Source organism: Pseudomonas sp. LA5 (genome assembly GCF_028640825.1).
Taxonomy (GTDB): Bacteria; Pseudomonadota; Gammaproteobacteria; order Pseudomonadales; family Pseudomonadaceae; genus Chryseomonas; species Chryseomonas aestiva.
The window spans coordinates 196,195-213,119 of sequence record NZ_JAQYZY010000051.1; the positions used below are offsets into that span (position 1 = coordinate 196,195).

Genomic DNA, 16,925 nt, shown 5'->3' on the forward strand with positions numbered 1-16,925 from the left:
CCAGCTCTCCGCGACGATCCCAGCTACACCAGGTCTGCAGAGGATTTCAGCATGAGCAATGTTACCCGGCCACTGGCCGCCGTTACCGGTGCCTCCAGCGGCATCGGCTTCGAACTGGCCAAGCAGCTGGCCCGCCATGGCCATGATCTGCTGCTGGTTTCCCGCGGCGACGGCCTTGACGCCGCCGAGCGTGAATTGCGCGCCCTGGGAGTCAAGGTCTGGAGTCATGCGGCTGACCTGCGCACCGCCGTGGGCGTGGAAGAGACCTATAGATTCCTGCGCCGCCAGGGGCGGCCGCTGGACGTCGTGGTACTCAACGCCGGGGTCGGCCTGGGCGGCGCCTTCGTCGGCCAGACGCGGCTGGAAGACGAGATGGCGCTGATCCAGCTCAATGTCATGTCCACCGTGCACCTGGCCAAGCTAGTGTTGCCGGAGATGGTCGCCGCCGGCCGTGGCCGGGTGCTCTTCACGTCGTCCATCTCGGCCACGGCGCCGATTCCCTTCGAGGCCGTCTACGGTGCTTCCAAGGCCTTCATCAACTCCTTCGCCTTCGCCCTGCGCAACGAACTCAAGGACAGTGGCGTGACCCTCACGGTACTCATGCCCGGCCAGACCGACACCAACTTCTTCCACCGCGCCGGCGAAGACGACACCAGCGTCGGCGCCGGGCCCAAGAACGATCCGGTGCAGGTGGCCGCCCAAGGCTACGCCGCGCTGATGCAGGGCCTCGACCATGTCTATGGCGGCGGCCCCGAAGTCCAGCACGAGGGCGAGGTGCTCAATCGGGTGGAAAGCGAGGCGCAGAAGGCCGAGCGCCATCGCGCCTGGTCGGAGCCGGGGTCGGCGGAAAAGGACTAGCGGCCCTTGCGCCGGGGCGCTGGCAGGCGCAGGTGGCGACGTCAGGCGAGGCGTCATGACCAAGACCCTGCCTGACGTCCGGCTGGCCGCCTCTAGTTGACCGGCGTGGCTCCGGGCGTACCGCACTTGGCGAACTTGCCCTTGGCATCCTTGCATTGCGCGGCCTTGGTCTTGGTGGTGTCGCATTTGACGAACTTGCCGTGGGCATCCCGGCAGGGTGCCGCCTGGACGCTGGCGGCTGCGAAGAGGGTCAGGGCTACCGCGGCGAACAGAGCTTTGAGCATGACGATCACCTCCAAGGGCCGGGAGTGGCCTCTCGAAGCGTAGCTTGCGCACGTGGGGTGTGCCACGGGCACTGATGACATCAGGGCTCGTATCCAGGCGCTGGAGCGGACGATGTCAGCCATGTTCGACGGCTATCGAGGCCACCTCCTCCAGGCTCGTCGACGTTAGCGGCAGACCGCCTCACCTACCGTGGGATCCGCTGTACAAGGACGTCTTGCCGGCCTCAATTAATGTACATACAATAAATCATGGACATAAGCTTCGATCCGGCCAAGAACATCGCCAACATCGCCGCTCGTGGACTGAGCTTCGAAGGGGTTGCCAACTTCGACTTCGAAACGGCGCTGATCTGGGTCGATGACCGGAGGATCTATCCGGAAGTACGGTATTCGGCCCTGGGCCTGATTGCGCGCCGGGTGCACGCCGTGGTGTTCACCGAAACCGCCACTGGCATCCGGGTCATCAGCTTCCGCAAGGCAAACAATCGCGAGGTAAAACGCTATGAGCAAGCCACTCAATCCTGAATTGATCGACGTGGAAAACCCGGAGTGGACCGACGAAAAAGTCGAGCAATCGGTGCGCATCGGTGCATTGCCGGTGACCTTGCAAGCCAAGCTGCGTCGTGGCCGCCCCCAAGCCAGCGTCACCAAGGAGCGCATCACCATTCGGCTTTCCCCGCACGTTGTCGACGCCTTCCGCGCGACGGGTTCAGGCTGGCAGACCCGCATGGATGCCGCGCTCAAGGATTGGCTGAAAACACATTCGCCATCCTGAGCGCGCGCCACCTTGCCATGACCCTGGGCGTTCATCTTCTGCCTGGACGAACCAGGAGTCGGGCGCTCCCTATCTGCTTTTCCTGACCTGCCGTTCAAGGCCTCGGGTCAGCATCCGCCACAGCTCCATCGGGAAACCACCCGCCGATCCCCCTCGACTTTTTTGCGGCTTACCAGGCCGCTCACTGTACTGCTCGATCTCCGGCCTACTGATCCTCACGCACCGCTTAAACAGACGCCAAGATGCCCGTTCGCCAATCACTATGAGAACGACCATGCGCACCCTGGGCCTGCTGGGCGGCATGAGCTGGGAAAGCTCGGCGCACTACTATCGCATCCTCAACGAAGAGGTCCGGCGCCGGCTGGGCGGCAGTCATTCGGCGGCCTGCCTGCTGCTGTCGGTGGATTTCGCCGAGATCGCCGCGCTGCAGCATGCCGGCGACTGGACGGCGCTGGGTCAGCGCTTGCAGGACCATGCGCGGCAACTGGCCGCCGGTGGTGCCGAGGCGCTGGTGCTCTGTACCAACACCATGCACTGCCTGGCGGCGGAGATCGAGGCGGCCACGACCTTGCCGCTGCTGCACATCGCCGACCCCACGGGTGCGGCGATCCGCGCCCGGGGCCTGCGGACCGTCGGCCTGCTGGGCACCGCCTTCACCATGGAGCAGGCTTTCTATCGCGAGCGGCTGACCGAGCGCTTCGGCCTGGAAGTGGTGGTGCCTGACGCGGCCGCGCGCCAGATCGTGCACCGCATCATCTATGACGAGCTGGTACGTGGCGAGGTGCGCCCCGAATCGCGGGCAGCCTATCGCGCGATCATCGCCGAGCTGGTCGCCCAGGGCGCCGAGGGCATCGTGCTCGGCTGCACCGAGATCATGCTGCTGGTGGACCAGGGCGACAGCGCGGTGCCGCTGTTCGACACCACGCGACTGCACGCCCTGGCCGCCGTGGACTGGGCGCTGGACGAGACCCAGGGCTAGCCGTGCAGCCGCTGCGCCACCTCGGCCAGCAGCGGACGCGCATCGAGCGTGGGCTGCTGGCACTGCGCGGCCAGGGCCGCCAGCGCCGGATCCACGGGCTCGCTGCAACGCGTCAGCCACTCCTCCAGCAGGATACCGAAGGCGCGACTTTCGAAGCGTTGCAGCCGCGCGGCCTGCGTCCGGTCCTCGGGCAGCAGCGAGGCGCCGCCGAAGTCGCCCAGCAGGCAGCGCGCGCCACCGTCCCAGAGGATGTTGTGGGCATAGAAGTCGCCGTGGACCAGGCCATGCCCGTGCAGGTGCGCCAGGGCGCTGGCCATGCCGCCCGCCATGCTGCGCACGGCGCGGGCGGTGAAGCGGGTGTCTTCCGGATAGACGTCACGGCTGCAGGTGGTGAAGCTCGGCGGACCGGCCAGGTTGCCGAAGGCCGGCTCCACCAGCTCCAGCACCAGGCCACTGCGCTGCTCGGGATGCTCGGCCAGATCACCGAGGGCGCCGATCAGCCAGGGATGGGTGCCGGCACTGAGGCTGGCGGCGCTTTCGCTTTCCGGGGTTCCATCGCTGGTCATGCTGCCCTTGAACAGCTTGACGGCGACCTCGCGCGGCCCCGTGGGCGACTGCCAGCGCGCCTGATGGATGATGCCGGAGGCGCCCTCCCCCAGCCGCTCGCCCAGCACCAGGTCGCTCCAGGCGATGCGTTGTTGCCGCGCCGCCTGGGTGCGCACCGCGCGCTCGCGCTCGGCCCCCAGGGGATTGTCGCCATAGGCCAGCCAGGTCAGCCGCGGCAGATCGAGGATGGCCGGGGGCAGCGCCGCGAAGCGATTCGCCGACAGCCGCAGCAGTTCCAGCTGGTGCAGGTCGGCCATGGACGGCGGCAGGCTCTGCAACTGGTTGCCGGCCAGCATCAGTTTCTGCAAGGCGGGGCGCTCACCCAGGGCGGCGGGTAGCTCGGCGATGCGGTTGTCGGTGAGGATCAGCCAGCGCAGGCGCGGCGGCAGGGCCGCAGCGCTCACCCGCTCCAGCTGGCAGGCCTTGAAGCCGATCATTTCCAGCCTGGGTAGCGTGCCGAGCACCTCGGGCAATTCGGTGAAGGGATTGCCCGAGCAGAAGAGAATGCGTAAGCGGTGCAGCCGGCCCAGGTCGGCGGGCAGGCGGGTCAGCCGATTGCCCGACAGGTCGAGGATTTCCAGGCTGTCGGCCAGGCTGAAGATCTCTTCGGGGAATTCGGTCAGGTCGGCACGCAGGGTCAGGCGCGTGGCCCCGGCCAGTTCGCCGGCGCGCAGCCGGGCAAGGGTATCCGTCATGGGAAAGCGACTCTCACTGTCTTGAAAACCCGGCACCCGCCGGTGATGGCGCGGACGTTAGCACGCCGGGCCGCTGGCTGCGGCCCTCGTGCGCCAGAATGCGCGCCACTGCCTCTTGCAGGGTGCCGGCGGTCACCGCGGGCGGCGCAAGGGGGTTGGCCACCTGCTCGGCCTGCCGCTGCAACAGGGCACCTTTGAAACCGGCCGCCTGGGCGCCGGCGATGTCCCAGGCATGGACGGCGACCAGCCACAGCTGTTCGGCCGGCTGATCCAGGCTGACGGCGGCCTGGCGATAGGCCGCCGTGGCGGGTTTGCTGGCACCGGCGTCTTCGGCCGAGAGGATGCCGGCGAAGGCGTCGCTCAGGCCGGCGTAGGCCAGCTGCGCCTGGGTGGCGGCGCGCGCGTTGTTGGAAAAGGCGATGCAACGCACCCCCTGCGCCCGGGCGAAATCGAGCTCGGCTCGGACATCGGCGTGGGCGGGCAGCGCCTGCAGGGCCTTGGCCACACGCTGTCTGTCAGCGGCCGTCAGCGTCCGTCCGAGTCGTGCGCCGATCATCTCCAGCGCCGCCTGGCCCTGGGCCTCGAAGGGCGCGTGCCGGCCACAGAGCTCGGCGGTCATGGCGTTCTGCAGGGTCTGGGCGAACCACAGCGTGCGGCTCCGGGGGTCACCGAACAGCTCGGTGAACAGGCCATCCAGCGCGGACAGGTCGAGCACGGTTTCGTTGATGTCGAACAGGCAGGTCAGGGTCATGGTCGCTACTCGGCAGGGATACCTCTTCGACCAGGGCTCGCACCCGACGTGCAGCCGCGCTAAGGTTCCAGACTGGCAGGCGAGACGAAACGGCTAAAGTCTTACGATTTTTTGCCGATACCTCCACAGACCTGCCTCTCGTTTGCTGCACCCGCCTGGCTCGGGTGGCGGCAGTTCTTCCAGGATGTGCTTGTTGCTCGCACAAGGCTCATCGACATTCCCGAGATAGCCTGATGGCCGATTCACTGAAGTACGAAGATGACCGCCTCAACGCCCTGCACGCCCTGGAGCTGCTGGATTCGGCGCCGGCGGAGGAATTTGATCGACTCTGCGAGCTGGTCGCCAGCAGCTTCAATGTGCCGACCGCGCTGATCAGTCTGGTGGACCGCGACCGTCAGTGGTTCAAGGCCCGCGTTGGCTTCGACCTGGCGCAGATGCCCATCGAGGACGCCTTCTGCGCCCACACCATCCGGGCCGAGAATGGCCGGATGGAGATCAACGATGCCTGCTGCGATACCCGCTTCAGCCATAACCCCCTGGTGGTCCGCGCACCCCATGTGCGCTTCTATGCCGGCTCGACCCTGGTCACCGAGGGCGGTTATGCCATCGGCAGTCTGTGCATCCTCGACAGCCAGCCGCGCGAACTGACGACCGCGGAACGCAAGCGCCTGGACGATTTCGCCGCCCAGGTGATGAGGCTCATCGCCCTGCGCCAGCACCTGCGCCGTCGCGATCCGGTCAGCGGCCTGCCCAATCGTCAGCAGTTCCAGGCCGATGTCGCTCAGTTGGCCGAATTCCAGCCCGACGAGGGGCGCCTGCTGGTGCTGGTGGATCCGCTGGAGACCCACTGGAAGGAGCAGCTGATCCTGGCCCAGGGCATGTGGCCCTTCGAGACCTTCCTGCGCAGCCTGGCCCTGCGCCTGTGCGATGCCCTGAACGGCCTGGCCAAGGTCTATCACGTGGACACCAAGAGATTTGCCTTCCTGCTGCCGGAGGACTGCGATTATCCGCCGCTGCTCGATGCGCTCATCGCCCAGTTGCGGATGCCGGTCCAGGCCGACCGCATTCCCATCGATCCACCGGTCAAGGCCGGTGTGGTGCCCTTCCTGCTCGACTCGGGCGAAGTCCGTGACCTGCTGCGCAAGGCCATGGTGGCGGTCGATCAGGCGACGCTGAGCAGTCGTCACTGGGTCGTCTACGAGCGTCCGCAGGACGAGGCCTTCCAGCGCATCTTCCAGCTGGTCCGGCAGATTCCCGAGTCCCTGGAGCGCGGCGACTTCAGCCTGGCCTTCCAGCCACGCCTGGCCCTGCCCGGACGCCGACTGCGCAGCGCCGAAGCCCTGTTACGCTGGACCCACCCGCAACTCGGCCCCATCGCGCCCGGCGACTTCATTCCGGCGATAGAGAAGACCGCCCTGATCCACAGCGTCACCCGCTGGGTGATCCGTACCGCCGTCAGCCAGCTGGCGCACTGGGACAATCGCTATCAGGGGCGACTGTCGCTCAACCTGTCGCCACGGGATTTCGACGAGGGCGACCTGGTCGAACTGCTGCGCGAAACCTGCCGGCGCGAGGGCGTCGATCCCCGCCGGCTGGAGGTGGAGATCACCGAAGGCGAATGGCTCAGACGCAATCCGGAGGCCATCGCCCAGCTGCATGCCCTGCGCGAGCTGGGTGTGGAGATCGCCATCGACGACTTCGGCAGCGGCTACAGCAACTTCGCCTATCTCTACGAATTGCCGGTCACCAGCGTCAAGCTCGACCGCTCGCTGATCCACGACCTGCCCCAGGATCCGCGCAAGCAGGAGGTGGTCAGGGCGCTGCTGGCGCTGATCGGCAAACTCGGCTATCGCAGCGTTGCCGAGGGGATAGAGACGCCAGAGGTATTGGCCTTCCTGCAGGAAGCCGGCTGCGACGAGGTTCAGGGCTATCTGCTGGCCCGCCCCATGGCCCTGCCCGCCTTCGAGGCCTGGTACGCCGAACAGGGTTAAGCCGAACGGATGAGGTCATTTGACTGACAAATTCATTCCAGGCTCTACACTGGTTCAGGTCGCAGTTTCCCGGGAGTGAGGACATGAGGGAATCAGGTACCGAGTTGTTGGACGTGGTTGGCCTGGATACCGGCAACCTGAGCAGCCAGGGCTGCATCGACAAGGTGCTGCACGCGCTGCGTACCCATCTGAACATGGACGTGGCCTTCCTGGCCGAATTTCGCCAGCAGGACCGGGTCTTTCGCAATGTCGATGCCGTGCCCGATGCGCCGATCAAGGCCGGCGATGCCCTGCCGCTCAGCCAGGGCTATTGCCAGCAGGTGGTCACCGGCCATCTCCCCGAACTCATCCCCGACACCCGGGCCGTCGGCGCCACCCGGCTGATTCCGGAGACCCGCGCCGTGCCCATCGGCGCGCACCTGAGCGTGCCCGTGCGACTCAACGACGGCGAGCTCTATGGCACCTTCTGCTGCTTCAAGTACCAGCCCGATCCAACCCTCAGTCCCCGAGACCTGGAACTGGTGCGGACCTTCGCCGAGCTGGTGGCCGATCGCCTCAGCCTGGACGTCTCCAGCCGCCGCGGCCAGGTGGAGATGCGCGAGCGCATCCAGGGGGCGGTGGCCGCCCACCAACCCAGCATCGTCTACCAGCCGATCTATCATCTCGCCGATCTGCGTATCGCTGGCTGGGAATCCCTGTCGCGCTTCCATTGCCCGCCGCAGCGCAGTCCGGATCTGTGGTTTTCCGAGGCCACGGCGGTGGGCCTGGGCGACGAACTCGAAGAAAGCGCCATGCGCTATGCACTGCAAGGGTTGCAGAGCCTGCCGGACGATACCTACCTGACCATGAACTGTTCACCGCAGACCATCCTGGCCGGCCGCCTGCCCGCGCTGCTGGCGGGCAATCCGCCGGGCCGGCTGGTGCTGGAAATCACCGAGCACGCCGAGGTCGACGACTACGCCGCCCTCCATGCCCAGCTGCAACCGCTACGGGCCCAGGGCGTGCGCCTGGCCATCGACGATGCCGGCGCCGGCTATTCGAGCCTGAGGCACATCCTCAGGCTGCGGCCGGACATGATCAAGCTGGACATGAGTCTGGTCCGTGACATCGACAGCGACGCCGAACGCCGGGCGCTGGCTTCGGCGATCATTGCCTTCGCCCGCGAGACCCGCAAGGAGGTGATCGCCGAGGGCGTGGAAACCCTCGCCGAACTGGCGACGCTCAAGGCACTGCAGGTGGACAAGGTACAGGGCAACCTGCTGAGCCGTCCGCTGCCGCGCGACGACGCCCTGCGCCTGCCCCGGCAGCGCCCCCTGGAAGGCCTGCCGGACAGCTGAAACGCCAAGGATCGGCGACCATTCAAGTCGCCGATCCTTTGGCCGATACGCCTAGGCGAATGATCGCTTCATCTGACGCCAGGCCGGCTCTCGGCCGATCCTTGTCCTGCAGGAGTTACCGGTGCGCTCCATCCTGGTCATCGAAGACAGCCCCATGGTCCTCAAGATTCTGGCGCACCTCTTTCGTCAGCAGCGCGATTTCGAGCCGGTATTCTGTGCCACCCTGGCCGAAGCCGAGCTGATGCTGGAAACCTCGGCCAATCTGTTCTTTGCCGCCCTGGTGGACCTCAACCTGCCCGATGCGCCCAATGGCGAAAGCGTCGATCTGGTGCTGCGCTATCGCCTGCCCTGCATCGTTCTCAGCGGCTCCTACGACGAACGCCGGCGCGATGATCTGCTGACCAAGGGCGTGGTCGACTACGTGCTCAAGGAAAGCCAGTACTCCTACGAATTTGCCTTCCGGCTGCTGCGCCGGCTGGACAGCAACACCGCGGTCAAGATCCTCATCGCCGAGGACTCCGACGCCACCCGCAACTACATCCGCCACGTGCTGACGCCACACCGCTACCAGCTGCTGGACGCCTGCGACGGCAACGAGGCCCTGCGCCTGCTGCAGGAGCAGCCGGACATCGATCTGCTGGTGGTGGACCACAGCATGCCCGGTCTCAGCGGCTTCGAACTGGTGCAGCTGCTGCGGCAGAAGCTGCGCCGCCACGACCTCAGCATCATCGGCCTGTCGGCCGACGAAAAGGGCTCGCTCAGCGCCAAGTTCATCAAGCAGGGCGCCGACGATTTCCTGCGCAAGCCCTTCTGCCCCGAGGAGCTCAACTGCCGGGTGGTCTCGACCCTGGAGCGGCGGGACCTCATGCGCGCCCTCACCCATGCCGCCCAGTACGATTCCCTTACCGGACTGCGCAACAGGCGCGCCTTCCAGGATCAGGCCCAAGAGCTGTTCCGCCAGGCCGAACGCGAGGGCCACTCGCTGAGCGTGGCCATGCTCGACCTGGATCACTTCAAGCGCATCAACGACGAGCACGGCCACGCCAGCGGTGACAGCGCCTTGGTGGTCTTTGCCCAGGCACTGGCTCGCACCCTGCCCCAGGACCTGACCGGCCGCCTCGGCGGCGAGGAATTCGCCCTGGTCAGCCGCCTGCCCCCGGAGCAGCTGCTGCAGGCGCTGGACCTGCTGCGCCGCTACTGCCACGCCCAGACCTATGCCCCCGGCGCCCCGCCACTGTCGTTCAGCGCTGGGGTCTTCAGTGGCCTCGCCAATGACCTCGAAGGCTTTCTGCACGAAGCCGACCGGCGCCTCTATCAGGCCAAGCGCCAGGGCCGTGGCCGTACCTGCCTGGTGCTGGACGCCGAGTAGCGCGGATCCCGGGTTGGCGCCCTGCGTCACAAGACATATGATGTCATACGATTGGTCTGCTGCCGCAGGTCGATCCGCATAGCCTCGTCTGAACAATAACAATCAAGGACCTGCACCATGCATGACTCTTCCCCGGGGCTCGCCCGGCCGCTGTCGCGTCGTCGTCTGCTTCAGGGCGGCCTGGTCTGCAGCGCGGCTCTCGCGCTACCCACCCTCGCCCGCGCCGCCGAACCCCTGAGCCAACGCTATCCCGATCCGCTGATCGAGATCCTCGACGACCGCTTCCTGGAATTGCGGCTGTTCAACGCCAGCGTCGAGCGCCTGGCCACCGGTCTGCGCTGGGCCGAAGGGCCGGTATGGATCGGCGACGGCAACTACCTGCTGATGAGCGACATCCCCAACAACCGCATCGTGCGCTGGGATGAGGTCAGCGGCCGGCTGGACACCTATCGCGCCCAGTCGAATTTCGCCAACGGCCTGACCCGCGACCGTCAGGGTCGGCTGATCGCCTGTGAAGGCTCGACCACCCACGGTCTCGGCCGGCGGGTCACCCGCACCGAGCACGACGGGCGCCTCACGGTGCTGGCCGATAACTTCGAAGGCAAGCCCTTCAACTCGCCCAACGACGTGGTGGTCAAGGGTGACGGCTCCATCTGGTTCAGCGATCCGCCGTTCCAGGCCAACAGCGACTACGAGGGCCATCGGGTCAAGACCGAGCAGCCCGACGGGGTCTATCGCATCGACGGCGAGAGTCTGGCGGTGACCCGGGTGATCGGCGATCTCAACGGTCCCAACGGCCTGGCCTTCTCGCCGGACGAGAAGCTGCTCTATGTGGTCGAGGGCCGCGCCAAGCCCAATCGCCTGGTGTGGGCCTATACGGTCAAGGACGACGGCAGCCTGGGCGAGCGCCGCAAGCACATCGAGGCGCTGGAATACGGCGCCCTGGATGGCATCAAGTGCGACGTGGCGGGCAATCTCTGGTGCGGCTGGGGCAGCAGTGGCGCGCCGGCGGCCAAGCCCGAAGCCCTCGATGGCGTGCGGGTGTTCGATCCCAGCGGCAAGGCGCTGGGCCACATCCACCTGCCGGAACGCTGCCCCAACCTGTGCTTTGGCGGCCCGGAAGGCAACCGGCTGTTCATGGCCGGCTCCCACTCGCTCTACAGCCTCTACGTCAACATCCGCGGTGCCGGCCTCTAGCGGCTAGCGGGACTCCGGCGGCGATTGCTCGACCAGGACGTTCAGGGAGTCGAGCACGCTGTCCAGGGCGTAGGCCGCTTCAAAGCGCGCCAGATTCTGGGTGAGATCGGCCAGGCTGGTGGTGATCCCCAGCCAGTTGCCCAGGCCGATCTGGCGCGCCGCTTCCGGCAGCGAGCAGCCGCCATCGCGGCGCTCCAGCCAGGCCAGCACCAGTTCCGGCGGGGTATCGGCTTCGAGGCCCAGGGTGCGCAGCAGGCGCAGGGCCTTGGCCTGTTCGCGGGGCGGCAGCCGATGGCGGGCCGTGGGGGTGGGCTGGTCGACGATCAGCGTCAACCGGGAGCCGGGGATATCGGTCATCTGGACCTCTAGGGACTACACCAGAACCGCACGGCGCGAGGCCGCTTCATCTCCCCATGGTAGGCGAATAGTCTGGCCAATTGCCATCCCCGGGCCCGACCCTCGTCACCTGGAAAACGCCGTTCGGCCCCCTGCCCGCTCAGCGCGAGGCACGGCCCCGGCAGCGCTGCCAACGTTCCTCCACCCGCTGGGCGAACCAGGCGGTGGTCAGGGTCCGGGTGATCTTGGGGCTTTCCAGGGTGATGCCCGGCAGCATGGCGCGCGGCAGGCTGCGACCGGCCTTGCGCTCGGCCAGGGCATAGACCTTGGCATAGAGATCGGTCTTGGCGAAGTCCTCGGACTCACCCGCCTCCAGGTCATGGCGGATGGCGATGTCGCTCATGCCCAGGGCCGGCGCCAGGCGATTGACCGCGCGCTCGGTCTCGCCCTGGGTGCGCGAGCCGGGCACCACCAGATCGCCATCCAGCGCCAGCTTCACCCCCGTAGCCTGGCTCACCGCGCTCTGGAAGGCGGCATTGCGACTGGCGTACCAGCCGGAGTTGAAATCGGCGAAGCGATACAGCGGCGTGGAATAGTCCGCCGGATAGCCGAGCAGGTGCGCGGTGCCGAAATAGAGACCACCCCGGCGGCTGAACACCTCGTGGCGGATGGACCCGTCGCGGTCATAGGGATAGCCGCGGGCATGGGCCTCGGCGAAGTCGATGCTGACCTGCATGGGTCCGCCGGTGCGTACCGGATTGAAGCGCCCGAACAGCTGGCCGCCCAGGGGCACCATGGCGATGAAGTCCTCGAAGATCAGACTCAGCTCGCGCTCGGTACGGGCACTGTCCAGGCGCTGGGCGTAGGTCTTGCCGCTGGGCGACTTGAGGTTGAGCGCGGTGCGCACCAGCAGTTGGGGGACATAGGCCCGCGCCGCGCGTCTATCGATCTCCTCCCGGGCGATCCGCCCCAGCCCCGGCACCGGCGGATCGGCCTGGTAGGTGGATTCCTGCTCCGCCACCGCCAGCACCGCGCAGAGGTTGTCCGTCGACGGCTCGAGACCCTGGGCGCTGAAGGCGGTCTGGATATCGCTGGCCCAGCCCTGCCGATCCGCCACGCTGGCGGGCAACAGCCGCAGCAACTCGGCGCGCACCTCGGCCGGCGAGCGCGTGGGCCCCTGGGAGGTCGGCGTCAGGCTGCAACCGGCCAGGACCAGTGCAGCGACGAGGGCAGTCCAGCCGCGCAGCCGCGACAGGGTGGGCAAACCGGAAGCGGACAGGGCGACAGCAGCGGACACGGTAACTCCGGAAGATTCCTTTGGCCGCTTTGACCACAACGCCGAGCAAATGGCTGTAATGCCCGGCCAATAACCTCTGGTTATATCGATGTAACCTTTTCATTCAACCAGCAGCGGATGTCCGCTGGGATTCCCGAACAAGTCCCACTAAAATAGTCGGACTTTAGTTCGAAGCTACCGGAACCATGATGCAGCAGACCTCTACGCTCTCCTCTCCTCGCCTGCCATGGGCGGCCCTGTGGGCGACCTGCCTGCTGGCCGTGGGCATGGTCTTTCTCAACCAGGCCGTGGGCGGTCGTCAGGCCCTGCTGCTACTGCTCGGCGGCGCCCTGGGCCTGACCCTCTACCACGCCGCCTTCGGCTTCACCTCGGCCTGGCGGGTGTTCATCCTCGACCGTCGCGGTGCCGGCCTGCGCGCCCAGATGGTGATGCTGGCCCTGGCGGTGCTGCTGTTCTTTCCCGCCCTCGGCGCCGGCAGTCTGTTCGGCGAGGCGGTGCGCGGCAATGTCTCGCCGCTGTCCACCTCGGTGGTGATCGGCGCCTTTCTGTTCGGCATCGGCATGCAACTGGGCGGTGGCTGCGCCTCCGGCACCCTGTTCACCGCCGGCGGCGGCAATGCGCGGATGCTGGTGACCCTGCTGTTCTTCGTCATCGGTTCGCTGATCGCCACCCAGCACCTGGGCTGGTGGTTCGCCCTGCCCAGCCTGCCGCCCACCTCCCTGGTGACCAGCCTGGGCGTGCTGCCCGGCATCCTGGTCAGCCTGGCGGCCTTCGCCCTGATCGCCTGGATCTCGGTGGTGCTGGAGCGCCGTCGCCACGGCAGACTGGAAGCCACGGTCCCCGGCGAACACCAGGGCGCGGCACGCCTGCTGCGCGGCAACTGGCCGCTGGTCTGGGGCGCCATCGCCCTGGCGATACTGAACTTCGTCACCCTGGCCCTGGCCGGTCGCCCCTGGGGCGTCACCTCGGCCTTCGCCCTCTGGGGCGCCAAGGGTGCCGGTCTGCTCGGGCTGGACGTCTCCGCCTGGGCCTTCTGGCAGCAACCGGCCAATGCCCGGGCGCTGGCCGAGCCCTTCTGGTTCGACGTCACCAGCGTGATGAATCTCGGCATCATGCTGGGCGCCCTGGCCGCCGCGGGCCTCGCCGGGCGCTTCGCCCCCAGCCTGCGCATCCCCGCGCGGTCGCTGGTGGCGGCGGTGCTCGGTGGCCTGCTGCTGGGCTACGGCGCGCGGCTGGCCTATGGCTGCAACATCGGCGCCTACTTCAGCGGCATCGCCTCGGGCAGCCTGCATGGCTGGCTGTGGCTGGTGGCCGCCTTTTTCGGCAACAGCCTGGGCGTGCGCTTGCGTCCCCTCTTCTTTCCCGGCGAACGCCGCGTCGAACGCCTGACCGGCTGCTAGACCGGCAGGACCTGGCGACCGGGCGGCAGCGCCCCCGGTCGCTCCGGCAGGCTCACCACCCCGTACTGGGGCGCGCCGTGGTAGGTCTTCAGCGCCTGCATGACAAAGAGCAGGGCCGCGGTGCCCTGGTATTCGAACAATCCCTGCAGCGGCCAGATGGTCATGAAGGCGAGAAACACCGCCAGGGTGAATTCCAGGTCGCGGCTCAGCTTGCGCGCCACCAGGTAGTGGACCGCCAGGCCGATGGGAATCACCAGGATCGACAGGAAGCCGAAGCGGAACACGGTGCCGAAGATGCCGACATCGGAGAGGAAGAAGTAGTCGCCGAAGATCGGCTTGAAGCCATCGTTCCACATCAGGCTGAGGCTGCCGCTGGGCAGGCCGTTGTACAGCTGCAGGTGGTTGATGATCTGGGAAATGGTGGTTTCCCGGACGTTGTCGGTGGGGCCTTCCTGCACCGAGCGCGCATAGAAATCCAGGTTGAAGCCGAGGGTTTCCAGCAGGTGTGGATAGAGGATCAGCGGCGCGATGATGATGGCGCCGAACAGCGCCGGTCCGACCAGGCGCGCGCGCAGGGCGAGGATGGTGAACACCAGGCAGACCACGATCAGCTGGCGGGTCTGCAACACCACCACGATGGTCGCCAGGAAGAACAGCGCCAGCAGGCCGTGCCTCAACTTGGGCCGCAACTGCCCGTCGATGAAGGAACGCCCGCGACCGGCGAAGTAGATGCAGATGAAGTAGCCGAAGAAGATGGCGCCCGCCCCCGTGGAGGCCCGTCCGGGGCGGCTGAGGTCCTTCACCTCGTCGCGCAGGTCCGGCAGCATCTTGAAGTAGGACAGCCAGCACAGCAGTGCCGAGAGCAGTCCGACAAGGATGATCAGATTCTCGAACTGCACGGCATTCAGTCGCTTGGCCAGGTACAGGACCAGGAAGGCGCTGAAGCAGTAGAGCACGCGCCGCTCCTCGATGAGGCCGTAGACCAGCGGCTGGCCCCAGAACAGCTGGGCGAACACCGCCGGCAGGCCGACGAACATCGCCGTGGAAAACAGGCAGAAGCCCATCAGCAGCCGGTAGTCGCGCTGCGGCCGATGCCAGGTGCTCAGGGTGAAGAGCGCGAAGAAACCCAGGCAGATCGCCAGGTACAGCTCGCCCACGTAGCGGATGCCCACCGGGTTGGTCGGACTCTGTTCGAAGACGCCGAACTGCAGGACCATCAGGCCACCCAGGGCCAGAAAACTCAGTCGATTGATCAGCGTACCCGGCATGCCCGGTTTCCTCGCAGCGTGTTCATGGATAGGGCGTTCATTGCAGGCGCCAGTCACCCTCGACCTTGGCGTAGGTCAGCTGGCGGCCGTCCGCCAGACTCAGGCGGGCGCGGGTGTATTCCGGCAGGTCGACGCGGAATTCCCGGCCTTCCAGATAGAGCCCGCCGCAGGCGCCCGGCTCGCCGTGGTAGTCCAGCGGCTGGCGCTGCAATTCGTGGATGCTGCGGTGGAACAGCAGGTTGGCGTAGCCGCGCACCGTCATGTCGGTGGCGATGAGGGTGCAGTCCAGCGCGACCTGGCCTTTCACCAGGCTCACCAGCGCCTGGTTCTGCCGGTCGATGGCGCCCCAGCCGGCATAGCCGGCGAGGTCCTGGCGATAGGTCTGGCCGTTCTGCAGGGCCGCGGCCACCAGCACCACGGCGAGCACCGCACGCCCTGGGGTCTTCAGGGCCAGGAAGGCCAGGCCGAGCAGCAGCGCGGCGGGAAAGATGAACTTGAGGCGATCGAAGGAAAATTGGGTGGCGTGCTGCAGCAGCAGCAGATTCTCCAGCAGCGGCACGCTGGCGGCGATCAGCAGCAGCGCGGTGCTGCGCGGCCAGTTCAGCGACTTGCGTTTCCAGAGCAGCACCCCCAGGGCGATGGCCACCGCGGCCAGGAACAGGCCGAAGGACAGTCCGTAGCCGGTGAAGAAATCGGCCAGGTGGGCATTGTTCGGACTGCGGGCGAGAAAGCGCCGGGCAAAGGCCTTGAGCGTCGGCAACAGGCCCGCCGCCAGGCTGTAGTGCAGCAGCACCAGCAGGCCGGCCAGCGCCGTGGCGAAGGCCAGGCGCCAGGCCATCCGCCGGCCTTCCGGCAGGTGCCGGTGCTGCAACCAGAACAGCGCGACCAGCCCACCGCCAAAGACGTAGCCGGTCCATTCGGTCAGGGCGCCGAAGCAGACCAGGCCGGCCAGCAGCCAGCCCAGGCGATTGCGCTGGCCAGCCGGCGCCCGCAGGTAGTGGAAGAAGGTCAGCAGACTGGCCAGCAGCAGCACCTGGTAGAAACTCTGCACCCAGTAGAGCAGGCCCTGGGAGAGCAGCGCCTCGCGGCTGAAGATCGCGATCAGGCAGCCCAGCACCGCGCTCGTGGCGGCCAGGCCGCGGCTGGCGCCATGGCTGCGCAGCACCAGGTAGAGCAGGCGGAACAGCAATAGCGCGGTCAGGGCGCCAAGGGCGGCGTTGAACAGCGCGAGGCTGTGCAGCGAAGGCGTCAGACCCGCGGCCTTGAGACCGAAATAGGGCGCGAGGAAGCCGTAGCTGCTGAAGCTGGTGTAGACATAGTCGCCGCTGTGGGTGGGAATGGTCGCGCCCCAGGACACCTGCTTGTCGTGACTGCCACCCAGGGTCACCGTGGGCAACCACCAGTGCCGGGCCACGCCGGACTCGTCCAGGGCATTGAGGCTGAGCAGGACGTGATAGCTGGCTTCGAGATTCTGCGCCCCGGTGCCGTCGCGGAAATCCGGCAGGCGCCACAGCAGGGCCAGCAATAACAGCAGGCCGACCGCCAGACCGCCCAGCCAGAACGGCCACCGTCCCACCCGGACCCCGGGATGGGTAACGTCAGATACCACGCTCATTGTCCTGTCTCCTGACAGCCATGCAGTCGAGAACGCCGTCCAGGGCAGTGAAGAACCAGGCGCCATCTTCCGCAGGCCTGGTACAGCCGGTGCAAGACCGCCCACGCAGGCCAAGCGGCGCATGGGCGGGTAACCGGGCTTCAACCGCTGACTACATTCAAGAAGCC

The 16,925-nt window shown here is 67.0% G+C and carries 16 protein-coding genes; 9 read left to right on the forward strand and 7 right to left on the reverse strand.

Annotated features, from left to right (window positions below; translation table 11 throughout):
* Positions 1 to 51 precede the first annotated feature (51 nt).
* The gene (locus tag PVZ72_RS18685; protein ID WP_187978646.1) at positions 52 to 858 is read left to right on the forward strand and encodes an SDR family NAD(P)-dependent oxidoreductase; all 807 of its coding nucleotides are present in this window, start codon (positions 52 to 54) and stop codon (positions 856 to 858) included.
* A 92-nt stretch (positions 859 to 950) separates the two neighbouring features.
* Here PVZ72_RS18685 and PVZ72_RS18690 read toward each other — a convergent pair whose 3' ends face one another.
* Positions 951 to 1,142 carry a hypothetical protein gene (locus PVZ72_RS18690; RefSeq protein WP_133859903.1) on the reverse strand — a complete coding sequence of 64 codons (192 nt, stop codon included), beginning with the start codon at positions 1,140 to 1,142 and terminating at the stop codon, positions 951 to 953.
* 249 nt (positions 1,143 to 1,391) lie between these two features.
* Here PVZ72_RS18690 and PVZ72_RS18695 point away from each other — a divergent pair, with 249 nt between their 5' ends.
* The 3 genes from PVZ72_RS18695 to PVZ72_RS18705 all read left to right on the forward strand — a co-directional run bounded on the left by PVZ72_RS18695 (position 1,392) and on the right by PVZ72_RS18705 (position 2,896).
* A complete protein-coding gene (locus tag PVZ72_RS18695; protein WP_133859904.1) occupies positions 1,392 to 1,667 on the forward strand; it encodes a BrnT family toxin in 276 nt (91 codons plus the stop codon).
* A complete protein-coding gene (locus PVZ72_RS18700; RefSeq protein WP_133859905.1) occupies positions 1,645 to 1,917 on the forward strand; it encodes a BrnA antitoxin family protein in 273 nt (90 codons plus the stop codon). Before PVZ72_RS18695 ends, PVZ72_RS18700 begins: the two co-directional genes overlap by 23 nt.
* Before the next feature lie 274 nt (positions 1,918 to 2,191).
* On the forward strand, positions 2,192 to 2,896 hold the full coding sequence (locus PVZ72_RS18705) for an aspartate/glutamate racemase family protein (protein ID WP_187978645.1): 705 nt from the start codon (positions 2,192 to 2,194) through the stop codon (positions 2,894 to 2,896).
* On the opposite strand, the gene PVZ72_RS18710 is transcribed toward PVZ72_RS18705, so the two are convergent.
* Both PVZ72_RS18710 and PVZ72_RS18715 read right to left on the reverse strand, forming a co-directional pair.
* Positions 2,893 to 4,197, reverse strand: coding sequence for a leucine-rich repeat-containing protein kinase family protein (locus tag PVZ72_RS18710; protein ID WP_187978644.1), 1,305 nt, complete (start codon positions 4,195 to 4,197; stop codon positions 2,893 to 2,895). The genes PVZ72_RS18705 and PVZ72_RS18710 overlap by 4 nt on opposite strands.
* A gap of 13 nt (positions 4,198 to 4,210) precedes the next feature.
* The gene (locus PVZ72_RS18715) at positions 4,211 to 4,948 is read right to left on the reverse strand and encodes a haloacid dehalogenase type II (RefSeq protein ID WP_273862678.1); all 738 of its coding nucleotides are present in this window, start codon (positions 4,946 to 4,948) and stop codon (positions 4,211 to 4,213) included.
* Positions 4,949 to 5,181: 233 nt separating this feature from the next.
* On the opposite strand from PVZ72_RS18715, the gene PVZ72_RS18720 reads away from it, so the two are divergent.
* The 4 genes from PVZ72_RS18720 to PVZ72_RS18735 all read left to right on the forward strand — a co-directional run bounded on the left by PVZ72_RS18720 (position 5,182) and on the right by PVZ72_RS18735 (position 10,842).
* Complete coding sequence (locus tag PVZ72_RS18720; protein WP_273862679.1) at positions 5,182 to 6,939, forward strand: putative bifunctional diguanylate cyclase/phosphodiesterase; 1,758 nt, start codon at positions 5,182 to 5,184, stop codon at positions 6,937 to 6,939.
* Positions 6,940 to 7,022: 83 nt separating this feature from the next.
* On the forward strand, positions 7,023 to 8,276 hold the full coding sequence (locus PVZ72_RS18725; protein ID WP_187978642.1) for a sensor domain-containing phosphodiesterase: 1,254 nt from the start codon (positions 7,023 to 7,025) through the stop codon (positions 8,274 to 8,276).
* Between the two features lie 121 nt (positions 8,277 to 8,397).
* Positions 8,398 to 9,645: a GGDEF domain-containing response regulator gene (locus tag PVZ72_RS18730; protein WP_187978641.1), complete on the forward strand. Its 1,248-nt coding sequence runs from the start codon at positions 8,398 to 8,400 to the stop codon at positions 9,643 to 9,645.
* A gap of 117 nt (positions 9,646 to 9,762) precedes the next feature.
* Positions 9,763 to 10,842 carry an SMP-30/gluconolactonase/LRE family protein gene (locus tag PVZ72_RS18735; RefSeq protein WP_273862680.1) on the forward strand — a complete coding sequence of 360 codons (1,080 nt, stop codon included), beginning with the start codon at positions 9,763 to 9,765 and terminating at the stop codon, positions 10,840 to 10,842.
* A 3-nt stretch (positions 10,843 to 10,845) separates the two neighbouring features.
* Here the strand turns inward: PVZ72_RS18735 and PVZ72_RS18740 are convergent, their stop codons facing one another.
* On the reverse strand, positions 10,846 to 11,199 hold the full coding sequence (locus tag PVZ72_RS18740; protein WP_133859912.1) for a hypothetical protein: 354 nt from the start codon (positions 11,197 to 11,199) through the stop codon (positions 10,846 to 10,848).
* A gap of 139 nt (positions 11,200 to 11,338) precedes the next feature.
* Positions 11,339 to 12,442: a DUF1615 domain-containing protein gene (locus PVZ72_RS18745; RefSeq protein ID WP_273862750.1), complete on the reverse strand. Its 1,104-nt coding sequence runs from the start codon at positions 12,440 to 12,442 to the stop codon at positions 11,339 to 11,341.
* 221 nt (positions 12,443 to 12,663) lie between these two features.
* Between PVZ72_RS18745 and PVZ72_RS18750 the strand changes: the two genes are divergently transcribed.
* Complete coding sequence (locus PVZ72_RS18750; RefSeq protein ID WP_443218256.1) at positions 12,664 to 13,875, forward strand: YeeE/YedE family protein; 1,212 nt, start codon at positions 12,664 to 12,666, stop codon at positions 13,873 to 13,875.
* On the opposite strand, the gene PVZ72_RS18755 is transcribed toward PVZ72_RS18750, so the two are convergent.
* The gene (locus PVZ72_RS18755) at positions 13,872 to 15,143 is read right to left on the reverse strand and encodes a hypothetical protein (protein WP_187978639.1); all 1,272 of its coding nucleotides are present in this window, start codon (positions 15,141 to 15,143) and stop codon (positions 13,872 to 13,874) included. The genes PVZ72_RS18750 and PVZ72_RS18755 overlap by 4 nt on opposite strands.
* Positions 15,144 to 15,180: 37 nt before the next feature.
* Complete coding sequence (locus PVZ72_RS18760; protein WP_273862681.1) at positions 15,181 to 16,758, reverse strand: hypothetical protein; 1,578 nt, start codon at positions 16,756 to 16,758, stop codon at positions 15,181 to 15,183.
* Positions 16,759 to 16,925 lie beyond the last annotated feature (167 nt).